18 protein-coding genes are annotated in these 19823 nt (G+C 60.3%); 15 read left to right on the top strand and 3 right to left on the bottom strand.

Going from position 1 to position 19823, the window contains the following annotated elements; all coding sequences use genetic code 11:
- Window positions 1–11: 11 nt before the first annotated feature.
- From NTD81_RS17595 to NTD81_RS17585, 3 genes are all read left to right on the top strand, one after another.
- Window positions 12–284 carry an HU family DNA-binding protein gene (locus tag NTD81_RS17595; RefSeq protein WP_262184008.1) on the top strand — a complete coding sequence of 91 codons (273 nt, stop codon included), beginning with the start codon at window positions 12–14 and terminating at the stop codon, window positions 282–284.
- A gap of 152 nt (window positions 285–436) precedes the next feature.
- Window positions 437–832, top strand: a complete 396-nt coding sequence (locus NTD81_RS17590; RefSeq protein WP_262184007.1) for an SCP2 sterol-binding domain-containing protein — start codon at window positions 437–439, stop codon at window positions 830–832.
- A gap of 82 nt (window positions 833–914) precedes the next feature.
- Complete coding sequence (locus tag NTD81_RS17585; RefSeq protein ID WP_262184005.1) at window positions 915–1649, top strand: hypothetical protein; 735 nt, start codon at window positions 915–917, stop codon at window positions 1647–1649.
- A 23-nt stretch (window positions 1650–1672) separates the two neighbouring features.
- Here the strand turns inward: NTD81_RS17585 and NTD81_RS17580 are convergent, their stop codons facing one another.
- The 3 genes from NTD81_RS17580 to NTD81_RS17570 all read right to left on the bottom strand — a co-directional run bounded on the left by NTD81_RS17580 (window position 1673) and on the right by NTD81_RS17570 (window position 6169).
- Window positions 1673–3079: an aminoacyl-tRNA deacylase and HDOD domain-containing protein gene (locus NTD81_RS17580; protein WP_262184003.1), complete on the bottom strand. Its 1407-nt coding sequence runs from the start codon at window positions 3077–3079 to the stop codon at window positions 1673–1675.
- A 79-nt stretch (window positions 3080–3158) separates the two neighbouring features.
- On the bottom strand, window positions 3159–5234 hold the full coding sequence (gene recG / locus NTD81_RS17575; protein WP_262184002.1) for an ATP-dependent DNA helicase RecG: 2076 nt from the start codon (window positions 5232–5234) through the stop codon (window positions 3159–3161).
- An 8-nt stretch (window positions 5235–5242) separates the two neighbouring features.
- Window positions 5243–6169 carry a hydrogen peroxide-inducible genes activator gene (locus tag NTD81_RS17570; RefSeq protein ID WP_262184001.1) on the bottom strand — a complete coding sequence of 309 codons (927 nt, stop codon included), beginning with the start codon at window positions 6167–6169 and terminating at the stop codon, window positions 5243–5245.
- 265 nt (window positions 6170–6434) lie between these two features.
- Between NTD81_RS17570 and NTD81_RS17565 the strand changes: the two genes are divergently transcribed.
- The 12 genes from NTD81_RS17565 to nuoM all read left to right on the top strand — a co-directional run bounded on the left by NTD81_RS17565 (window position 6435) and on the right by nuoM (window position 19802).
- Window positions 6435–6848: an NADH-quinone oxidoreductase subunit A gene (locus tag NTD81_RS17565; protein ID WP_262183999.1), complete on the top strand. Its 414-nt coding sequence runs from the start codon at window positions 6435–6437 to the stop codon at window positions 6846–6848.
- A 10-nt stretch (window positions 6849–6858) separates the two neighbouring features.
- Window positions 6859–7536 carry a NuoB/complex I 20 kDa subunit family protein gene (locus NTD81_RS17560; RefSeq protein ID WP_262183997.1) on the top strand — a complete coding sequence of 226 codons (678 nt, stop codon included), beginning with the start codon at window positions 6859–6861 and terminating at the stop codon, window positions 7534–7536.
- Between the two features lie 56 nt (window positions 7537–7592).
- Window positions 7593–9374 carry an NADH-quinone oxidoreductase subunit C/D gene (gene nuoC / locus NTD81_RS17555; RefSeq protein WP_262183996.1) on the top strand — a complete coding sequence of 594 codons (1782 nt, stop codon included), beginning with the start codon at window positions 7593–7595 and terminating at the stop codon, window positions 9372–9374.
- 2 nt (window positions 9375–9376) lie between these two features.
- Entirely contained in the window at window positions 9377–9871 is a 495-nt protein-coding gene (gene nuoE, locus NTD81_RS17550) for an NADH-quinone oxidoreductase subunit NuoE (protein ID WP_410017179.1), read from the top strand.
- A complete protein-coding gene (gene nuoF / locus NTD81_RS17545; RefSeq protein ID WP_262183995.1) occupies window positions 9868–11220 on the top strand; it encodes an NADH-quinone oxidoreductase subunit NuoF in 1353 nt (450 codons plus the stop codon). The genes nuoE and nuoF overlap by 4 nt, the downstream gene beginning before the upstream one ends.
- 94 nt (window positions 11221–11314) lie before the next feature.
- Complete coding sequence (nuoG, locus tag NTD81_RS17540; RefSeq protein ID WP_262183994.1) at window positions 11315–14035, top strand: NADH-quinone oxidoreductase subunit NuoG; 2721 nt, start codon at window positions 11315–11317, stop codon at window positions 14033–14035.
- Entirely contained in the window at window positions 14032–15024 is a 993-nt protein-coding gene (gene nuoH / locus NTD81_RS17535) for an NADH-quinone oxidoreductase subunit NuoH (RefSeq protein ID WP_262183993.1), read from the top strand. Before nuoG ends, nuoH begins: the two co-directional genes overlap by 4 nt.
- Window positions 15025–15036: 12 nt before the next feature.
- Entirely contained in the window at window positions 15037–15585 is a 549-nt protein-coding gene (nuoI, locus tag NTD81_RS17530) for an NADH-quinone oxidoreductase subunit NuoI (RefSeq protein ID WP_262183990.1), read from the top strand.
- A gap of 10 nt (window positions 15586–15595) precedes the next feature.
- Window positions 15596–16105, top strand: coding sequence for an NADH-quinone oxidoreductase subunit J (gene nuoJ, locus NTD81_RS17525; protein WP_262183989.1), 510 nt, complete (start codon window positions 15596–15598; stop codon window positions 16103–16105).
- Entirely contained in the window at window positions 16102–16410 is a 309-nt protein-coding gene (gene nuoK, locus NTD81_RS17520; protein ID WP_262183987.1) for an NADH-quinone oxidoreductase subunit NuoK, read from the top strand. The genes nuoJ and nuoK overlap by 4 nt, the downstream gene beginning before the upstream one ends.
- The gene (gene nuoL, locus NTD81_RS17515; RefSeq protein ID WP_262183986.1) at window positions 16407–18257 is read left to right on the top strand and encodes an NADH-quinone oxidoreductase subunit L; all 1851 of its coding nucleotides are present in this window, start codon (window positions 16407–16409) and stop codon (window positions 18255–18257) included. Before nuoK ends, nuoL begins: the two co-directional genes overlap by 4 nt.
- Window positions 18258–18272: 15 nt before the next feature.
- Window positions 18273–19802, top strand: coding sequence for an NADH-quinone oxidoreductase subunit M (gene nuoM / locus NTD81_RS17510; protein WP_262183985.1), 1530 nt, complete (start codon window positions 18273–18275; stop codon window positions 19800–19802).
- Window positions 19803–19823 lie beyond the last annotated feature (21 nt).

Here is a 19823-nt window from a genome sequence, read left to right as displayed (position 1 = left end):
AAGAGGCATGTATGCGTAAACCGGAACTCGCCGCCGCTATCGCCGATAAGGCAGATCTGACCAAAGATCAGGCAAATCGCGTATTGAACGCCGTGTTGGACGAAATCACCAAAGCCCTGAACCGCAAAGACAGCGTGACCTTGGTCGGCTTCGGTACTTTTGTGCAACGTCACCGCGGTGCCCGCACCGGCAAAAACCCACAAACTGGCGAGCCAGTTAAAATCAAGGCCAGCAACACCGTTGCCTTCAAGCCAGGCAAGTCCCTGAAAGACGCGGTTAACTGAGTCTGTGGACCCGGAGCCTGCGCTCCGGGTTCTGCTTCTGCGGCTGGCGTGTTCACGCCCTTCTTGCTGCCGGCTGTTGTCTCTAGGCTAAATCGCTACAATGCGCTGTCTTACTCGGTTAATTCCCTCTATTAATGATGTGAGCTGCGCGCATGAAATTTCGTTTTTTGTTGTGGATGCTGGGTCGTTTGATGGCCAAGGCCAGCCGTACTAATCCGGCATTCCAAGAGCAGTTGGTGGGTAAAGACCTGGTCTTTCAACTGCACACCCTCGACGGCAAAGTAGCCCGTCACTTCATCGTTAAAGATCAGCGTATTTCCAGCAAGCGCGGCACGGTCAACGAGCCGGCATTTGCTTTGGGCTTTAAAGATGCGGCCTTTGGTTTGGCCACCATGACGGCGAAAAACAAACAGCTGGCCTTTATGCAGGGTATCCAGAACAAGGATATTCAGATCAAAGGCAACCCGGCGCTGGTGATGTGGTTTCAGGGCCTGACCAAGTACCTGATGCCAAAGAAGAAAAAGCCGGCGGACAGTAACGCCAAGTGATCTTCTCCATCGACTGAGTGCTGCACCCCCGCTGGCCCGTTGCCCATGGCGCGGCGGACCAGTCATCAAGAGAGCTCTACGTATGCGCGTGTTGCTGCTGGTGATGTTGTTACTGAGTCCGTGGCTGGCGGCGGCAGATAACGCCCAAGCCTACAAATTGTTCGAGTTGGCCGGCATTAACGTGCTGTGCGAACAAAGCGCGCCCTTGGCGCAAAAGGGCTTGTCTGAGGACTTACAAAAGCGCGTGGCTGCGGCGTTTAGCGCGCAAGGGCTGTGCGATGAGTTGGCGCAGCGTTTGGCCACTAAACTGACCCCTGAGCAATTTAAAGAGGCTTTAGCGCTCCTGCAAACGCCGTTGGCGCAGGGCTTTACCGCCGCTGAACGGGCAGTGGGTGAAAGTGAGGACGGCAGCCAGGGGCTGGCCGCGTACCGCCAGCAACTCAAAGAGCGTCCGCCTCTGCCGGCGCGCCTGCAGCTGGTACAGCGTTTGGACGCCGCCTCGCATACCACTGATTTGGCCACCTTGCTGCGCTATGAGGCGGGTAAAACCCAGGCCTGGCTGAGCTTGCAGCAGCGTGGACAAAGCATCGATGAGCAGGCGCTGAGCGCGCAGACCACGCGCCAGGCCGAAGAGCTGCGCAGCAGCAGTGCCCAGGCCGTGGAGTCGTTTATGTTGTACGCCTACCGGCAGATGCCCAGTGACCAACTGACCCAGTACGCCGAGTTGTACGAGCAGCCTGCCGTGAGCCTGTTGATGAGCAGCAGCTTGCAGCTATTGCCGCAGTTGTTCGCGCAGCGGCGAGCCAAGCTTAAGTAAGCCGGGCCCTTGCGCCGCAGCTGTTAGTGGCTGGAGTTATGTTGCGCAGCCAGCTCGCGCAGCGCCACTTCAGCTTGCAGCACCTTGTTCACTGCGTCTTCGGCCTGGGCCAGGCTAATGCCGAGGTTGTCCAGCAGCTCTTGCGGGATCTCGCTGCGTGCGCCTGAACCGATGCCATGGTTGCGCAACAGGCTGGCGGACAGGCACACCAAGTTGGGATACACGGCATTGGCGCCCACGTATTGCGGGTCGAGTTGGAAGCGCAGGGCGCTGATCAGCTCTTCCGGCATGTCCCAATAGCTCATCAGCCAGGCGCCAATTTGCTCGCGGGTAATGCCCAGCAAGTGCTGCTCGATATAGCTGTGCGGCAAGTGCGGGTTGACCTCCAGATGCCGGCAGATCAGCGAAAAATGCGGCGGGAAAACGTGCGCCAAAACCAAATAGCCGAAGCTGTGCAGCAGCCCCGCCAGGTAGGTCAGGCCGCTTTCCGGGCGGCGCTCGCGGGGGATGGCGCGGGTCAGCCCCTCAATCACCGCCGCGTTATAAATTGCCAATTGCCAGTAAGGCGTCGCTTCCTGCGGCTGATCCTTGGGCAGGCTCAAGGTTTTGCCCAGGGCCAGACCCAGCGCCAGGTTGATCACCAAATCAAAGCCGAGCACGCGGACGATGGCATCTTCCACCGAACGGATTTTCCCCGGCGCCGCGTAGTAAGGCGAGGCAGCCCAGCTGACCACTTGCGCGGCCAGGGCGGGATCGGCTTCGACCACGGCAGTGATGGCATCGACGGTGACGTTGGGATTGACCCGCAGCTTGATGATTTTTTGCGCGGTGGCCGGCAGCGGCGGGATCTCGATGGTTTCCTCTAGACGCTGCTGAATACGCCGCGCGGTAAAAACTTGCACCGCTTGGCTGATTTCGCTGCGATCGTCATTGGGGCGATCCAGATTAGGACGGATATTGCTCAATGGCTCGCCAAATCGTGCGGCGCTGGCCTTGCACAATTGTTCTTTAAAGGCCTCGCTACTCAGTTCGAGCAATATCCCAGGCTGGCCGGACTCGATATACAGGCTCGGCTGTTGCAGCAGGCGTTCGTCGTACAGGCAGGGCGAGCTGGTCAATGAAGCCAGGCCGGGCAGGGTTTTCAGGTTGTGCTTGGCCAGCATGCGCTCAAGGCGCTCGGGCTTGACCGCGAATAGTTTGCGCCCGGTCAGCTCGGTCAGGCGCTTGAGATCAAGCAGTTGGTCTTGACCGAACAGGACCAGCAGGGCGCCGACGGCATCGTCCAGCAGCACTGCTTGTACCCGTTGGGCTTTGGCCAGAGCTGGGCTGTCGCTGATGATTTGGTAAGTGAGGCCGAGTTTATTGAGCAGGTGCAGGATGATGGCCGGCGGTTGCGGCGGGGATTGGGGTGCCAGTGCAGCTTCAGTCATTACAATTTCCAGCTAGGCAGCATTCTTTTAAGTATTTACGCAGGGTACGGGGCTAGCCGGGGCTGCTCTGTGCGCAGAGTCACACTTGCCCGTATTGTTGGCCATGGCGTAACCAGCGTTCAAGCAGTGGGCTGACATGTCGCGGCCAGCGTTCCAGCAGGGTTTGTGCTGCGTCGCGCACGGCGGGAAGAAGGTCGGCGTCGCGCATCAGATCGGCCACTTTAAATTGCAGCAGACCGGTTTGGCGGGTGCCGAGCATCTCGCCAGGGCCGCGCAGCTCTAAGTCTTTTTCGGCGATCACAAAGCCATCGCAGGTTTCGCGCATGATCGCCAAACGCTGGCGCCCCAGTTGCGACAGCGGCGCGTGGTAGAGCAGCACGCAGTGACTGGCGGCGCTGCCCCGGCCAACCCGGCCGCGCAGTTGGTGCAGTTGCGCCAGACCCAGGCGCTCCGGGTTCTCGATGATCATCAGGCTGGCGTTGGGTACGTCGACGCCCACCTCGATCACCGTGGTGGCCACCAGCAATTGCAGCTCGCCGCGTTTGAACTGATCCATCACCGCCGCTTTATCCGCAGGCTTCATGCGCCCATGCACCAGGCCCACGTGCAGTCCGCCCAGGGCCGCGCTCAGATCGCTAAAGGTGGTTTCGGCCGCCTGGCAGGTAAGTTCTTCCGACTCTTCAATCAGGGTGCACACCCAGTACGCCTGACGGCCCTCATTGCAAGCCTGGCGCACCCGCTCGACCACTTCTAGGCGGCGGCTGTCGGCGATCACCAGGGTATTCACCGGGGTACGGCCGGGTGGCAATTCGTCGAGGATCGAGGTGTCGAGGTCGGCGTAGGCACTCATGGCCAGGGTGCGCGGGATCGGCGTGGCGGTCATGATCAATTGATGCGGGCACAGTCGGCCATCCACGCCTTTCTGGCGCAAGGCCAGGCGCTGCTGTACGCCGAAGCGATGCTGCTCATCGATGATCACTAGGGCCAGATTGCGAAACTGCACCTCCTCCTGAAACAGCGCATGGGTGCCGACTACCATGGGCGCGCCCGCGGCAATTTGCTCAAGGGCCGCGCTGCGCGCCTTGCCCTTGAGTTTGCCGGCCAGCCAGGCGACTTCCAGGCCCAGCGGGGCCAGCCATTTGCTGAAGTTAATAAAGTGCTGTTCGGCGAGGATCTCGGTCGGCGCCATCAGGGCCACTTGGTAGCCAGCTTCCAGCGCTTGCAGGGCGGCGAAGGCGGCGACCACGGTTTTACCGGCACCCACATCACCTTGCACCAAGCGCAGCATCGGCTCGTGCTGGCTGAGGTCGTAGGCAATCTCGGCGCCGACGCGCTGCTGCGCGCCGGTGGGGGTAAAGCCAAGGATTTGCAGAAATTCTTTGGGCAGCTTGCGCGCCGGCGGCAGAGCCGGTGCTTGCTGGCTGCGCACGCTTTCGCGCAAGCGTTGCAGCGACAGCTGATGGGTCAGCAGTTCCTCAAAGGCCAGGCGGTGTTGCGCCCAGTGGCGGCCTTCGGCGAGTTCTTCCAGGTCGGCATCTGGCGGTGGCCGATGCAGGTAGCGAATGGCCTGATCGAGCGGGCTGAGCTGATATTCATCGGCCAGCTCACGGGGCAGCCAGTCGGGCAGGCTGTGCGGACCGAGGCGGCTGAGGGCTTGCTCGCTGAGCTGGCGCAGGCGCTGCTGGGTCAGGCCTTCGGTGCTTGGGTAGATCGGCGTGAGGTTCTGTTCAACCGCAATGGGTTCGTCGCCACTTAAGGTGCGATATTCCGGGTGATAGATTTCCAGGCCCGATGAGCCGGGGCGCACCTCGCCATAGCAGCGCACGCGAGTGCCGCGTTTGAGGCCGTCTTTTTGCGCTTGACTGAAGTGGTAAAAACGCAGGCTCAGGGTGCCGCTGCCGTCTTGCAGGCGTACCAGCAGGCTGCGGCGGCGGCCCATCACCACATCGGCGCCGGCCACAAGGCCTTCGACCACCGCATCCTGCCCCGGGCGCAGAGCGCCAATCGGCACGATACGGGTGCGGTCTTGGTAGCGCAGCGGCAGATGGAACAGGACGTCCTGCAGGTTCTCGAGGCCAACTTTGGCCAGCTTTTCCGCCAGTGCTGCGCCGACCCCTTTGAGCGCGGTCACAGACACTGTCGCCAGCTCGGTCATGGTTGTGCCTAGTTATTGAAGTTTTCGGGGCGAGCCACCGAGCACAGGCGGATCGAGTCGGTCAGCACCTCAATCGCGTTAGGCCGTGGGAAGCTGGCGCGCCAGGCAATGGCTACGGTGCGATAGGGCACTGGCGCACTAAGTGGGCGTACCTCGATCACGCCGGGCGCATAGTGATGGCTGTCGACCGCTGAGAACGGCAGGATCGATACGCCAAGGCCGGAGGCGACCATGTGGCGAATGGTTTCCAGCGAGCTGGACTCAATGGTGGTGTGCTTGCTGCTGTCTTCACCGCCTTTACGCAGGGTCGGGCAGGCCTCCAGCACTTGATCACGGAAGCAGTGACCTTCGCCGAGCAGTAGCAGGCTCTTATCATTGAGCAGCTTGGCGTCGATGCTCTTCAGCTCGGTCCAGGGGTGGCCGGCTGGCATCAGGGCATAGAAGGGCTCGTCGTACAGTGGTTTGGTCAGCACGTCAGCTTCTTGGAACGGCAGGGCGATGATGATCGCGTCCAGTTCGCCGTTACGCAGCTTATCGCGCAGCACGTGGGTGAAGTTTTCCTCTATATAGAGGGGCATCTGCGGCGCCACGCGGTGCAGCTGTGGGATCAAATGGGGGAACAGGTACGGGCCGACGGTGTAAATCGCACCGATTTTCAGCGGCGCGGCCATCTGGTTTTTCCCAGCTTGGGCCATCTCGCGAATACCTTGTGCCTGTTCAAGGACCTTTTGCGCCTGCGTAACAATGCCTTCGCCGACCGGAGTCAGGCGCACAGCACTTTTGCTGCGTTCGAAGATCAGGATGCCGAGTTCGTCTTCGAGCTTCTTCACCCCCACCGACAGCGTGGGCTGGCTGACGTGGCAGCGTTCAGCTGCACGGCCGAAATGCTGCTCTTGGGCAAGGGTGACTATGTAGCGCAGTTCAGTAAGGGTCATAGTCTTAATCCATTGAAATGCTGCCAAGCATAGCCGTTGTCTTGCACAGAACCAACCATTGGCCCCCGGTCATCATCCATTAGCAGCAATAGAGCCCTTTCTTCTAGCAACTGAGGTATAATGCCGCATGCCCGCTGCTGATTAAAAAGCCTAAATACAGCTGCTGTAGGCGAAACCTTACGCACGACGTTAAGCATTTCCTGAACCGGGGCGGTGCTTAGCTAAAAATATTTAGAAGCCGCCCCTTTATCCAAGGAGAAACGGCATGCCTGATGTGGTAACGACCATGTCCCATAACTGGGCCTTTGCAGTATTTCTGTTAGGAGTCTGCGGACTCATCGCGTTTATGTTGGGCCTCTCCAGCTTGCTGGGTAGCAAAGCTTGGGGTCGCAGCAAGAACGAACCTTTCGAATCTGGCATGCTGCCGACTGGCAGTGCGCGTCTGCGTCTGTCTGCAAAATTCTATTTGGTCGCGATGCTATTCGTGATCTTCGATGTCGAAGCCCTCTATCTCTTTGCTTGGTCGGTTTCAGTGCGCGAAAGCGGCTGGCCCGGACTGATCGAAGCTACAGTCTTTATAGCAATTCTGTTGGCAGGTCTTGTCTACCTATGGCGCATCGGTGCTCTTGATTGGGCTCCCGAAGGCCGTCGTAATCGGCAGGCGAAGCTAAAACAATGAGGCTTTGGCAATGCAATACAAACTTACTCGGATCGATCCGGATGCTCCTAATGAGCAGTATCCGGTCGGTGAGCGGGAGACTGTCTCCGACCCGCTGCTAGACGATGAAATCCACAAGAACATCTATATGGGCAAGCTCTCAGATGTTCTTAGTGGCGCAGTGAACTGGGGGCGCAAGAACTCCCTATGGCCGTATAACTTCGGCCTGTCCTGCTGCTATGTGGAAATGACCACTGCTTTCACAGCGCCCCACGACGTTGCGCGTTTTGGTGCGGAAGTGATTCGGGCGTCACCCCGTCAAGCCGACTTCATGGTCATCGCCGGCACTTGCTTTATCAAGATGGCACCGGTGATCCAGCGCCTGTACGAACAAATGTTGGAGCCCAAATGGGTGATCTCCATGGGTTCGTGCGCCAACTCGGGCGGCATGTACGACATCTACTCTGTGGTTCAGGGTGTCGATAAATTCCTCCCCGTCGACGTCTATATCCCCGGCTGCCCGCCCCGTCCCGAAGCATTCCTGCAAGGCTTGATGCTGCTGCAAGAATCCATCGGGCAGGAGCGCCGTCCACTCTCTTGGGTGGTTGGTGATCAGGGTATTTACCGTGCCGATATGCCTTCGCAGAAAGAACAGCGCCGCGAACAGCGTATTGCCGTGACCAATCTGCGCAGCCCCGACGAAGTATGAGCCTGGGCTCGTAAGAGCCCGCCTACTGACGACGTTGACCGAAAGCGATCGAGACCATGACTGCAGACAGCATTCTGTCCATACCGCCTTATAAGGCAGACGACCAAGATGTGGTCGTCGAACTGAATTCCCGTTTTGGCAGCGATGCCTTTACCGTACAAAGCACCCACACCGGCATGCCGGTGTTGTGGGTGGCCCGTGAGCGTCTGGTCGAGGTCCTGAGCTTCCTGCGCAACCTGCCGCGTCCTTACGTCATGCTGTATGACCTGCATGGTGTCGACGAGCGTCTGCGCACTAATCGTCGTGGCTTGCCGGGTGCGGATTTCACCGTGTTCTACCACCTGATGTCGCTGGAGCGTAATAGCGATGTGATGATCAAGGTGGCCCTGAGCGAGAAAGACCTTAACGTCCCGAGCGTGATCAGCATTTGGCCCAACGCCAACTGGTACGAGCGTGAAGTGTGGGACCTGTACGGCATCACCTTTAATGGTCACCCGCACCTGACCCGCATCATGATGCCGCCGACCTGGGAAGGTCACCCGCTGCGTAAAGACTACCCAGCGCGCGCCACTGAATTCGATCCGTTCAGCCTCAACCTGGCCAAGCAAAAGCTGGAAGAAGAGGCGGCCCGTTTCAACCCAGAAGACTGGGGCATGAAGCGCGGCAACGAGCATGAGGACTATATGTTCCTCAACCTCGGCCCTAACCACCCTTCGGCGCACGGTGCGTTTCGTATCGTGCTGCAACTCGACGGTGAAGAAATCGTCGACTGCGTGCCGGACATTGGCTACCACCACCGTGGTGCCGAGAAGATGGCCGAGCGCCAGAGCTGGCACAGCTTTATTCCTTACACCGACCGTATCGACTACCTCGGCGGTGTCATGAACAACCTGCCGTACGTGTTGGCGGTGGAGAAGCTCGCCGGCATCAAGGTGCCGCAAAAGGTCGACGTGATTCGCATCATGATGGCCGAGTTCTTCCGTATCACCAGCCACCTGCTGTTCCTCGGCACCTACATCCAGGACGTCGGCGCCATGACGCCGGTGTTCTTCACCTTTACCGACCGCCAGCGTGCTTACAAAGTGATCGAGGCCATCACCGGCTTCCGTCTGCACCCGGCTTGGTATCGTATCGGTGGCGTGGCCCACGACCTGCCGCGCGGCTGGCAAGGGCTGGTGAAAGAATTTGTCGATTGGCTGCCGAAGCGCCTCGACGAGTACGAAAAAGCCGCTCTGCGTAACAGCATCCTCAAGGCGCGGACCATTGGTGTGGCGCAGTACAACACCAAGGAAGCGTTGGAATGGGGTACCACCGGTGCTGGTCTGCGCGCCACTGGCTGCGACTTCGATCTGCGTAAAGCGCGGCCGTATTCGGGCTATGAGAACTTCGAGTTTGAAGTGCCGCTGGCCGTTAATGGCGACGCCTACGATCGCTGCATGGTGCGGGTGGAAGAGATGCGCCAGAGCATCAAGATCATCGATCAGTGCCTGCGCAACATGCCGGAAGGCCCGTACAAGGCGGATCACCCGCTGACCACGCCGCCGCCGAAAGAGCGCACGCTGCAGCATATCGAAACCCTGATCACCCACTTCTTGCAGGTTTCGTGGGGGCCGGTGATGCCGGCCAACGAGTCCTTCCAGATGATCGAAGCGACCAAGGGTATCAACAGCTACTACCTGACCAGCGACGGCAGCACCATGAGCTACCGCACGCGCATCCGTACGCCGAGCTTCGCCCACTTGCAGCAGATCCCTTCGGTGATCCGCGGCAGCATGGTGGCCGACTTGATTGCCTACCTGGGTAGTATCGACTTTGTTATGGCTGACGTGGACCGCTGATTATGACCTCCCTAATTCAGACCGACCGCTTCGTCTTAAGCGACTCCGAACGCTCGGCCATTGAGCATGAAATGCATCACTACGAGGACCCGCGCGCGGCGTCCATCGAAGCGTTGAAAATCGTTCAGAAAGAGCGCGGCTGGGTGCCTGATGGCGCCGCCGATGCGATTGGCGACATCCTTGGCATCCCGGCCAGCGACGTCGAAGGCGTGGCAACCTTCTACAGCCAAATCTTCCGCTCGCCAGTGGGCCGCCACGTCATCCGCGTGTGCGACAGCATGACCTGCTACATCGGCGGTCATGAAGGCGTGCTCGACACCATCAAGCAGCAGCTCGGCATCGTGCCTGGGCAAACCACTGCCGATGGGCGCTTTACCCTGCTGCCGGTGTGCTGCCTGGGTAACTGCGACAAAGCCCCGGCGGTGATGATTGACGACGACACCTTCGGCAATCTGCAGCCCGATGGCGTGGCAAAACTGTTGGAGGCCTATGTATGAGCAAGGCACTGACGTCGATTGGCCCAGCCAACCTGATTACCCGTACTGAAGAAACCCATCCGCTGACCTGGCGTTTGCGCGACGACGCGCAGCCGGTGTGGCTGGAAGAGTATCAAGCGAAAAACGGCTACGCCGCCGCGCGTAAGGCGCTCGGCGAAATGGCCCAGGCCGATATCGTCCAGACCGTTAAAGATTCCGGCCTCAAGGGCCGTGGTGGTGCGGGCTTCCCCACTGGCGTGAAGTGGGGGCTGATGCCGGCCGATGAGTCCATGAACATCCGCTATTTGCTGTGCAACGCGGACGAAATGGAACCCAACACCTGGAAAGACCGCATGCTCATGGAGCAGCTGCCGCACCTGTTGGTCGAAGGCATGCTGATCTCGGCGCGAGCGCTGAAAGCCTATCGCGGTTACATCTTCCTGCGTGGCGAGTACGTTGACGCCGCCGCCAACTTGAATCGCGCCATCGCTGAAGCCAAGGCCGCTGGCCTGCTGGGCAAAAACATTCTGGGCAGCGGTTTTGATTTCGAGCTGTTCGTCCACACCGGCGCCGGGCGTTATATCTGCGGTGAAGAAACCGCCTTGATCAACTCCCTCGAAGGCCGCCGCGCTAACCCGCGGGCCAAGCCGCCATTCCCGGCGGCGGTAGGCGTGTGGGGCAAGCCGACCTGTGTGAACAACGTCGAGACCCTGTGCAACGTGCCAGCCATCGTCGCCAATGGTGTGGATTGGTACAAAACCCTGGCCCGGCCGGACAGCGAAGACCACGGCACCAAGCTGATGGGCTTCTCCGGCAAGGTGAAAAATCCAGGCCTGTGGGAGCTGCCATTCGGTGTGTCGGCCCGCGAGCTGTTCGAGGATTACGCTGGTGGCATGCGCGATGGCTACACGCTCAAGTGCTGGCAGCCTGGCGGCGCCGGTACCGGCTTCCTGCTGCCCGAGCACCTCGATGCGCTGATGTACGCCGGTGGTATCGGCAAGGTCGGCACCCGGATGGGTACGGGCTTGGCCTTGGCCGTGGACGACAGCGTCAACATGGTCTCGCTGCTGCGCAACATGGAAGAGTTCTTCGCCCGCGAGTCGTGCGGCTGGTGTACGCCGTGCCGTGACGGTCTACCGTGGAGTGTGAAGATCCTCCGTGCCCTGGAGCGTAAGCAAGGCACCCGTGAGGACATCGACACCCTGCTGGGGCTGGTCAACTTCCTCGGCCCAGGCAAAACCTTCTGTGCCCACGCACCGGGCGCCGTCGAGCCATTGGGCAGTGCGATCAAGTATTTCCGTGGGGAGTTTGAAGCTGGTGTCTCCAGCGCTGCCCCACAAGCGACGACGGGACAATTCGTACCCGCGTGAAGTTAGCGTTGTGGCGGCCACTGACCTGGCCCCGCGACACACCGTGATTCCATTAGCCAAGCCTGCTTCGGTGGGCAAAGAAGAAACCTGAACCATGGCCACTATCCACGTAGACGGCAAAGATTTCGAAGTCGATGGGGCGGACAACCTGTTACAGGCCTGCTTGTCCCTCGGTCTCGATATCCCTTACTTCTGCTGGCACCCGGCGCTCGGTAGCGTCGGCGCCTGCCGCCAGTGTGCGGTTAAACAGTACACCGATGAGAACGACACCCGTGGTCGCCTCGTCATGTCCTGCATGACCCCCGCCACTGACAAAACCTGGATCTCCATCGACGACGAGGAAGCTAAGCAATTCCGCGCCAGCGTCGTTGAATGGTTAATGACCAACCACCCGCACGACTGTCCGGTGTGCGAGGAGGGCGGTCACTGCCACTTGCAAGATATGACGGTGATGACGGGGCACAACCAGCGCCGTTATCGCTTCACCAAGCGCACTCACCAGAACCAGGAACTCGGCCCGTTCATCGCCCATGAGATGAACCGCTGCATCGCCTGCTATCGCTGCGTGCGTTACTACAAGGATTACGCTGGCGGCACCGATCTCGGCGTCTACGGCGCCCACGACAACGTGTACTTCGGTCGCGTTGAAGATGGCACCTTGGAAAGCGAGTTCTCCGGCAACCTGGTCGAGGTTTGCCCGACCGGTGTGTTCACCGATAAAACTCACTCCGAGCGCTACAACCGTAAGTGGGATATGCAGTTTGCGCCGAGCATCTGCCACGGCTGCTCCAGTGGCTGCAACACCAGCCCGGGCGAGCGTTATGGCGAGATCCGCCGCATCGAAAACCGCTTCAACGGTGATGTGAACCAGTACTTCCTGTGCGACCGTGGCCGCTTCGGCTATGGCTACGTCAACCGTGCTGATCGGCCACGCCAACCACTGCTGCAAAACGCTGCGGGTAGCCAGCAACTGGGCATCGACGCCGCGCTGGATAAAGCCGCCGAGTTACTCAAAGGCAAGCGCGTGATCGGTATTGGCTCGCCGCGTGCCAGCCTGGAAAGCAACTTCGCCCTGCGCGAACTGGTTGGCCACAGCCACTACTACAGCGGTATCGCCGCCGATGAGCTGGCCAATCTCCAGCTGATCCGCGAGATCCTGCAAAACGGCCCGCTGCCGGTGCCGACCCTGCGCGAAATCGAAGAGCACGACGCTGTGTTCGTCTTGGGTGAAGACCTCACCCAGACCGCCGCCCGTGTGGCTTTGGCCCTGCGTCAGGCGGTAAAAGGCAAGGCGGTGGATATCGCCGCTGCCGCGCGCATTCAAGACTGGCACAAGGCCGCGGTGCAGAACGTCGCCCAGCATGAGCTGAACCCGCTGTTTATCGCCAGCGTCACCGCCACCCGCTTGGATGATGTGGCTGAGGCTTGCGTGCATGCCGCGCCGGCGGACTTGGCGCGGATCGGCTTTGCCGTTGCCCACGCCATCGACCCAAGCGCCCCAGCGGTCAATGGCTTGGACGAAGAAGCCGCCGAGCTGGTGCAAATCATCGCTCAAGCGCTGCTGGAGGCTAAGCGTCCGCTGATCGTCGCCGGTGCTTCGCTGGGTGAGAAGAGCCTGATCGAAGCCGCTGGCAACATCGCCAGTGCCCTGAAAAATCGCGAGAAGAATGGCTCCATCAGCTTGGTGGTGCCAGAAGCCAACAGCATGGGCCTGGCCCTGCTCGGTGGTGACTCGGTCGATGCTGCCCTTGAGGCCCTGAGCAGCGGTGCTGCCGATGCGCTGATCGTGCTGGAAAACGACCTGTATCGCCGCGCCGAGCAAGCTCAGGTGGATGCCGCCCTCGCCGCTGCACAGGTGGTGATCGTCGCTGACCATCAGCACACTGCCACCAGCGACAAAGCTCACCTGCTGCTGCCCGTGGCCAGCTTCGCTGAAGGCGACGGCACTCTGGTCAGCCTCGAAGGCCGCGCCCAGCGCTTCTTCCAGGTGTTCGAGCCGAGCTATTACGACAGCAGCATTCTGGTCCGTGAAGGCTGGCGTTGGCTGCATGCCCTGCACAGCACCCTGCAAGGCAAAGCCGTCGACTGGACCCAGCTGGATGAAGTGACTGCCGCCTGCGCCGCAAGCAACAGCTTGCTGGCCCGCATTGGCGAAGCCGCACCCAGCTCGGCATTCCGCATCAAGGGTCTGAAGTTGGCTCGTGAGCCGCACCGCTACAGTGGCCGTACGTCGATGCGCGCCAACATCAGCGTGCACGAGCCGCGTCAACCGCAGGACCACGACTCGCCGTTCGCCTTCTCCATGGAAGGTTATGCCGGCAGCAAAGAAGACCGTCAGCAGATCCCATTCGCTTGGTCGCCGGGCTGGAACTCGCCGCAAGCGTGGAACAAGTTCCAAGACGAAGTCGGTGGTCACCTGCGTGCCGGTGATCCGGGCGTGCGTCTGCTGGAGGCTAAAGGTCAAGCACTGCCTTGGTTCAGCGTGCCGGCGCCGTTTAATCCAGCGGCTGGCACCTTGCAGGCTGTGCGTTTGCACCACCTGTTTGGCAGCGACGAAACCTCGGCTTTGGCTAAGCCGATTCAAGAGCGTATGCCACAGCCGTATGTGCTGTTGGCCAGTGCTGAAGCTGAACGCTTGGGCACCAAAGAAGGCGCGCTGTTGAGCCTGCAAGTAGCTGGGCAAACCCTGCGTCTGCCGCTGCAAGTCAGTGACGACCTGGCCATCGGCGTGATCGGCTTGCCAGTTGGCCTGCCCGGTATGCCGGTGCTCAGCGCCGCTGCCGTGGTCAGCGCAGTCGCGGAGGTGGCGCAATGAGTTGGCTAACGCCTGAGGTGGTCGACACCTTGATTGCCGTGCTCAAGGCCATCGTCATCCTGCTCGCCGTGGTGATCTGCGGCGCGCTGCTGAGCTTTGTTGAGCGGCGTTTGCTGGGTTGGTGGCAAGACCGTTACGGGCCGAACCGGGTGGGCCCGTTCGGCATGTTCCAGCTCGGCGCGGACATGATCAAAATGTTCTTTAAAGAGGACTGGACGCCGCCGTTTGCCGACAAGTTCATCTTTATCCTGGCGCCGATGATTGCCTTCGCCGCCATGCTGATGGCCTTTGCGATCATCCCGATCTCGCCGAACTGGGGCGTCGCCGATCTGAACATCGGCATCCTGTTCTTCTTCGCCATGGCCGGACTTTCGGTGTACGCCGTACTGTTCGCCGGTTGGTCCAGTAGCAACAAATTCGCCTTGCTCGGTTCCCTGCGCGCCTCCGCGCAGACCGTGTCGTACGAGGTGTTCCTGGCGCTGGCGCTGATGGGCGTGGTGGCGCAGGTTGGCTCGTTCAACATGCGCGATATCGTTGAGTACCAAGCGCAGAACCTGTGGTTCATCATTCCGCAGTTCTTCGGCTTCTGTACCTTCTTTATCGCCGCGGTCGCCGTGACTCACCGTCACCCCTTCGACCAACCGGAAGCAGAGCAAGAACTGGCCGACGGTTACCACATCGAATATGCCGGGATGAAATGGGGCATGTTCTTCGTTGGTGAGTACGTGGCCATCGTCACTGTTTCGGCGCTGCTGGTCACCCTGTTCTTCGGTGGTTGGCATGGCCCGTTCGGCTGGCTGCCACAGATTCCGTTCTTCTGGTTTGCGCTGAAGACCTGCTTCTTCATCATGCTGTTCATCCTGCTGCGGGCCTCGATCCCACGGCCGCGTTATGACCAGGTGATGGCCTTTAGCTGGAAGTTCTGCCTGCCGCTGACCCTGATCAACCTGCTGGTGACCGGCGCATTCGTGCTGGCCTCGGCCCAGTAAGGAGAAACTTCGATGTTCAAATATATCTGGGATGTGCTGGTTGGCACGGCGACCCAGTTGCGCAGCCTGGCCATGGTCTTCAGCCATGGCTTTCGCAAGCGTGACACCTTGCAATACCCCGAAGAGGCCGTGTACCTGCCGCCGCGTTACCGTGGCCGTATCGTCCTGACCCGCGACCCCGATGGTGAAGAGCGCTGCGTAGCCTGCAACCTGTGCGCCGTGGCTTGCCCTGTGGGGTGTATCTCGCTGCAAAAAGCCGAGAAAGACGACGGTCGTTGGTACCCCGAGTTCTTCCGCATCAACTTCTCGCGCTGCATCTTCTGTGGCCTGTGCGAAGAAGCCTGCCCGACCACCGCGATCCAGCTCACGCCGGATTTCGAGATGGGCGAGTACAAGCGTCAGGACCTAGTGTACGAGAAAGAAGATCTGCTGATCTCCGGCCCAGGCAAAAACCCTGAGTACAACTTCTATCGGGTCAGCGGTATGGCCATTGCCGGCAAGCCTAAAGGCGCTGCGCAAAGCGAAGCCGAGCCGATCAACGTCAAAGGCCTTCTGCCCTAAGGAGAGTTTTGTGGAATTCGCTTTCTACCTCGCCGCAGGCGTAGCCGTGGCGGCAACAGTCAGGGTGATCACCGCGAGCAATCCGGTGCACGCCCTGCTGTACCTGATCATCTCGCTGTTGGCCGTGGCCATGACCTTTTTCAGCCTGGGGGCGCCGTTTGCCGGTGCCCTGGAAATCATCGTGTACGCCGGCGCCATCATGGTGCTGTTCGTCTTCGTGGTGATGATGCTCAACCTGGGCCCAGCTTCAGCTGAACAGGAGCGCAACTGGTTGCGTCCCGGCATCTGGACGGGCCCGGCGATCCTCAGCCTGCTGCTGTTGGGACAACTGCTGTATGTGTTGTTCCAAGGTCCAAGCGCGGGCCTGATCGGCACCCAGAGTGTTGAGGCGAAGGCCGTCGGCATCGCCCTGTTTGGTCCTTATTTGTTGGTGGTGGAGCTGGCTTCCATGCTCCTGCTGGCCGCGTTGGTCAGTGCGTATCACCTGGGTCGTCAAGATGCCAAGGAGCCAACCGTATGACCGGCATTCCCATGGAGCACGGCCTGGCGCTCGCCGGCGTGCTGTTTAGCCTCGGCCTGGTTGGCCTGATGGTGCGGCGCAACATCCTGTTTGTGCTGATGAGCCTGGAAGTCATGATGAACGCTACCGCGCTGGCCTTTGTGGTCGCCGGGAGCCGCTGGGTGCAAGCCGATGGTCAGGTGATGTTTATCCTGGTCATCACCTTGGCGGCGGCTGAGGCCTCGATTGGCCTAGCGATTCTGTTGCAACTCTATCGTCGCTTTAACACCCTCGATGTCGACGCTGCTAGCGAGATGCGCGGATGAATCTTTTATTCCTAACCTGTGTATTCCCCCTGTTGGGCTGGCTGCTGCTGTCCTTCTCCCGTGGGCGTATCAGTGAAAACCTGGCGGCGTTGATCGGCGTCGGCTCGGTCGGCCTGTCGGCATTGACCAGCGCCTGGCTGATCTTCCAGTTCAACACCAACCCACCGGTCGATGGCGTGTACAGCCAACACCTGTGGCAGTGGATGAACGTGGCGGGCTTTGCGCCGAACATCACCCTGTACCTGGATGGCCTGTCGCTGACCATGCTCGGTGTGGTCACTGGCGTGGGCTTTTTGATCCACATGTTCGCCAGCTGGTACATGCGTGGTGAAGAGGGCTACTCGCGCTTCTTCTCCTACACCAACCTGTTTATCTTCAGCATGCTGTTGCTGGTGCTGGGCGATAACCTGCTGGTGCTGTTCTTCGGTTGGGAGGGCGTGGGCCTGTGCTCGTACCTGCTGATCGGCTTCTATTACAAGCACGTGCCTAACGGCAATGCCGCGCTGAAGGCGTTTATCGTCACCCGTATCGGCGACGTGTTCTTGATGATCGGCATGTTCCTGCTGTTCATCAACCTCGGCACCCTGAACATCCAGGAGCTGATGGTGCTGGCACCGCAGAAATACGTGGCCGGTGACACCTGGCTGTGGGTGGCTACTCTGATGCTGCTGGGCGGCGCGGTAGGTAAGTCGGCGCAACTGCCACTGCAAACCTGGCTGGCCGATGCGATGGCAGGTCCGACCCCAGTGTCGGCGCTGATCCACGCCGCGACCATGGTGACCGCGGGGGTGTACCTGATCGCCCGCACCCATGGCCTGTTCCTGCTGACTCCGGAAATTCTTGAGCTGGTTGGCATCGTCGGTGCCGTGACCCTGGTGCTGGCCGGCTTTGCCGCGCTGGTGCAGACCGACATCAAACGTATCCTCGCCTACTCGACCATGAGCCAGATTGGCTACATGTTCCTCGCCCTGGGCGTTAGCGCTTGGGACGCGGCGATTTTCCACCTGATGACCCACGCTTTCTTCAAGGCCCTGCTGTTCCTTGCTTCCGGTGCGGTGATCAACGCCTGCCACCACGAGCAGAACATCTTCAAGATGGGCGGCCTGTGGAAGAAACTGCCGTTGGCCTACGCCAGCTTTATCGTCGGTGGCGCTGCGTTGGCCGCCTTGCCGCTGGTGACCGCCGGCTTCTACTCGAAGGATGAAATCCTTTGGGAAGCCTTTGCGACTGGGCATCAATGGCTGCTGTACGCAGGTTTAGCCGGTGCCTTTATGACCTCGCTGTACACCTTCCGCCTGATCTTTATCGCCTTCCACGGTGAGCAGAAAACTGAAGCCCATGCCGGCCACGGTATCGCTTACAACCTGCCGCTGATGGTGCTGATTGTGCTGTCGACCTTTGTCGGCGCGCTGATCACTCCGCCTTTGGCCGGGGTGCTGCCGCACAGCTTCGGTCACGCCGGTGGCGAAGGCCAACACAGCCTGGAGTTGGCTTCGGGGGCGATTGCGATTGCCGGTATTCTGCTCGCCGCGCTGCTGTTCCTCGGCCAGCGTCGGGTGGCGACAGCGATTGCCCAGAGCGGCATTGGCCGCTTCCTGTCGGCTTGGTGGTTCGCCGCGTGGGGCTTCGATTGGCTGTATGACAAGGTGTTTGTGCAGCCGTATCTGCTGCTGACCCGTTTGCTCGGCCGCGACCCGATTGATCGCAGCATCGGCCTGGTGCCGCGCCTGGCCCGTGGCGGTAACGCCGTGCTGGCGCGCAGCGAAAGTGGTCAGGTGCGTTGGTACGCCACCTCGATTGTCGGGGGTGCCGTACTGGTGCTCGCCGTCCTTCTGTTTCTAAATTAAGGAAAATAGCCCGCTATGATTCTGCCCTGGCTAATCCTGATTCCCTTTATTGGCGGACTGTTGTGCTGGCAGGCTGAGCGTATCAGCCATAGCCTGACCCGCTGGATCGCTTTGTTGACCATGCTCCTGCTGCTGGGCCTCGGCCTGTGGCTGTGGGCTACGGTCGATTTCAGCCTGGCGCCTGCGCCAGACACCGGCCCGGTGTGGGCGTCTGAATTCCAAGTACCGTGGATTTCCCGCCTGGGTATCAGCATCCACCTGGCGCTGGACGGCTTGTCGCTGCTGATGATCGTCCTCACTGGCTTGCTCGGGGTGCTCTCGGTGCTTTGCTCGTGGAACGAGATTCAGCACCGTGTCGGTTTCTTCCACCTCAACCTGATGTGGATCTTGGGTGGCGTGGTCGGCGTGTTCCTGGCGGTCGACCTGTTCCTGTTCTTCTTCTTCTGGGAAATGATGCTGGTGCCGATGTACTTCCTCATCGCGCTCTGGGGTCACAGCGGCAGCAAGGGCAAGACCCGCATCACCGCCGCCACCAAGTTCTTCATCTACACCCAGGCCAGCGGCTTGGTGATGTTGGTGGCGATCCTGGCGCTGGTGTTCGTGCACTTCAACCAAAGCGGCGTGTTGACCTTCAACTACGCCGACCTGCTGAAGACCCAACTGGCACCTGGCACTGAATACCTGCTGATGCTCGGTTTCTTTATCGCCTTCGCGGTGAAGTTCCCGGTAGTGCCTCTGCACTCCTGGCTGCCGGATGCCCACGCCCAGGCGCCGACTGCGGGCTCCGTCGACCTCGCCGGTATCCTGCTGAAAACCGCCGCCTACGGCCTGATGCGTTTCACTCTGCCGCTGTTCCCCAATGCTTCGGCCGAGTTCGCGCCGATTGCTCAGTGGCTGGGTGTGTTCGCCATCGGCTACGGCGCTTTCGTGGCTTTCGCGCAAACCGACATCAAGCGTCTGGTGGCTTACTCCAGCGTGTCGCACATGGGCTTTGTGCTGATCGCCATCTACTCCGCCAGTGAGATCGCCCTGCAAGGCGCGGTGGTGCAGATGGTGGCCCACGGTCTGTCGGCGGCGGCGCTGTTTATCTTGAGTGGCCAGCTGTATGAGCGCCTGAAAACCCGTGACCTGCGTGAAATGGGTGGGATCTGGGGGCGCTTGCCATGGCTGCCGGCGATCAGTCTGTTCTTCGCCGCTGCCGCCTTGGGCTTGCCGGGTACCGGTAACTTTGTCGGTGAGTTCCTGATCCTGATCGGCAGCTTCCCGACGGCACCTTGGATCACCGTGCTGGCTGCGGTCGGCCTGGTGCTGGGTTCGGTCTACTCGCTGATCATGATTCACCGTGCCTACTTTGGTCCGGCCAAACAGGAGGGGGCGCTGCAAGGTCTGCAGGTGCGTGAGCTGAGCATGGTCTTGCTCCTCGCGGTGCTGCTGATCCTGCTCGGCGTCTATCCGCAACCGGTGCTCGATACTTCCGCTGCCAGCATGCACGGCGTGCAGCAGTGGTTGGGTCATGCCCTTAATCAATCTGTTCTGGCCCGGTAGCTGTTAAATGGAAAGTCATGC

This window comes from Pseudomonas sp. 5P_3.1_Bac2 (genome assembly GCF_025465995.1).
Classification (GTDB): domain Bacteria; phylum Pseudomonadota; class Gammaproteobacteria; order Pseudomonadales; family Pseudomonadaceae; genus Aquipseudomonas.
This window is presented reverse-complemented; position numbering and strand designations above follow the sequence as displayed.

Coding starts and splice junctions, on each gene's coding strand:
- NTD81_RS17595 (WP_262184008.1), top strand. CDS start 12: ATGCGTAAACCGGAACTCGCCGCCGCTATCGCCGATAAGGCAGATCTG.
- NTD81_RS17590 (WP_262184007.1), top strand. CDS start 437: ATGAAATTTCGTTTTTTGTTGTGGATGCTGGGTCGTTTGATGGCCAAG.
- NTD81_RS17585 (WP_262184005.1), top strand. CDS start 915: ATGCGCGTGTTGCTGCTGGTGATGTTGTTACTGAGTCCGTGGCTGGCG.
- NTD81_RS17580 (WP_262184003.1), bottom strand. CDS start 3,079: ATGACTGAAGCTGCACTGGCACCCCAATCCCCGCCGCAACCGCCGGCC.
- recG (WP_262184002.1), bottom strand. CDS start 5,234: ATGACCGAGCTGGCGACAGTGTCTGTGACCGCGCTCAAAGGGGTCGGC.
- NTD81_RS17570 (WP_262184001.1), bottom strand. CDS start 6,169: ATGACCCTTACTGAACTGCGCTACATAGTCACCCTTGCCCAAGAGCAG.
- NTD81_RS17565 (WP_262183999.1), top strand. CDS start 6,435: ATGCCTGATGTGGTAACGACCATGTCCCATAACTGGGCCTTTGCAGTA.
- NTD81_RS17560 (WP_262183997.1), top strand. CDS start 6,859: ATGCAATACAAACTTACTCGGATCGATCCGGATGCTCCTAATGAGCAG.
- nuoC (WP_262183996.1), top strand. CDS start 7,593: ATGACTGCAGACAGCATTCTGTCCATACCGCCTTATAAGGCAGACGAC.
- nuoE (WP_410017179.1), top strand. CDS start 9,377: ATGACCTCCCTAATTCAGACCGACCGCTTCGTCTTAAGCGACTCCGAA.
- nuoF (WP_262183995.1), top strand. CDS start 9,868: ATGAGCAAGGCACTGACGTCGATTGGCCCAGCCAACCTGATTACCCGT.
- nuoG (WP_262183994.1), top strand. CDS start 11,315: ATGGCCACTATCCACGTAGACGGCAAAGATTTCGAAGTCGATGGGGCG.
- nuoH (WP_262183993.1), top strand. CDS start 14,032: ATGAGTTGGCTAACGCCTGAGGTGGTCGACACCTTGATTGCCGTGCTC.
- nuoI (WP_262183990.1), top strand. CDS start 15,037: ATGTTCAAATATATCTGGGATGTGCTGGTTGGCACGGCGACCCAGTTG.
- nuoK (WP_262183987.1), top strand. CDS start 16,102: ATGACCGGCATTCCCATGGAGCACGGCCTGGCGCTCGCCGGCGTGCTG.
- nuoL (WP_262183986.1), top strand. CDS start 16,407: ATGAATCTTTTATTCCTAACCTGTGTATTCCCCCTGTTGGGCTGGCTG.
- nuoM (WP_262183985.1), top strand. CDS start 18,273: ATGATTCTGCCCTGGCTAATCCTGATTCCCTTTATTGGCGGACTGTTG.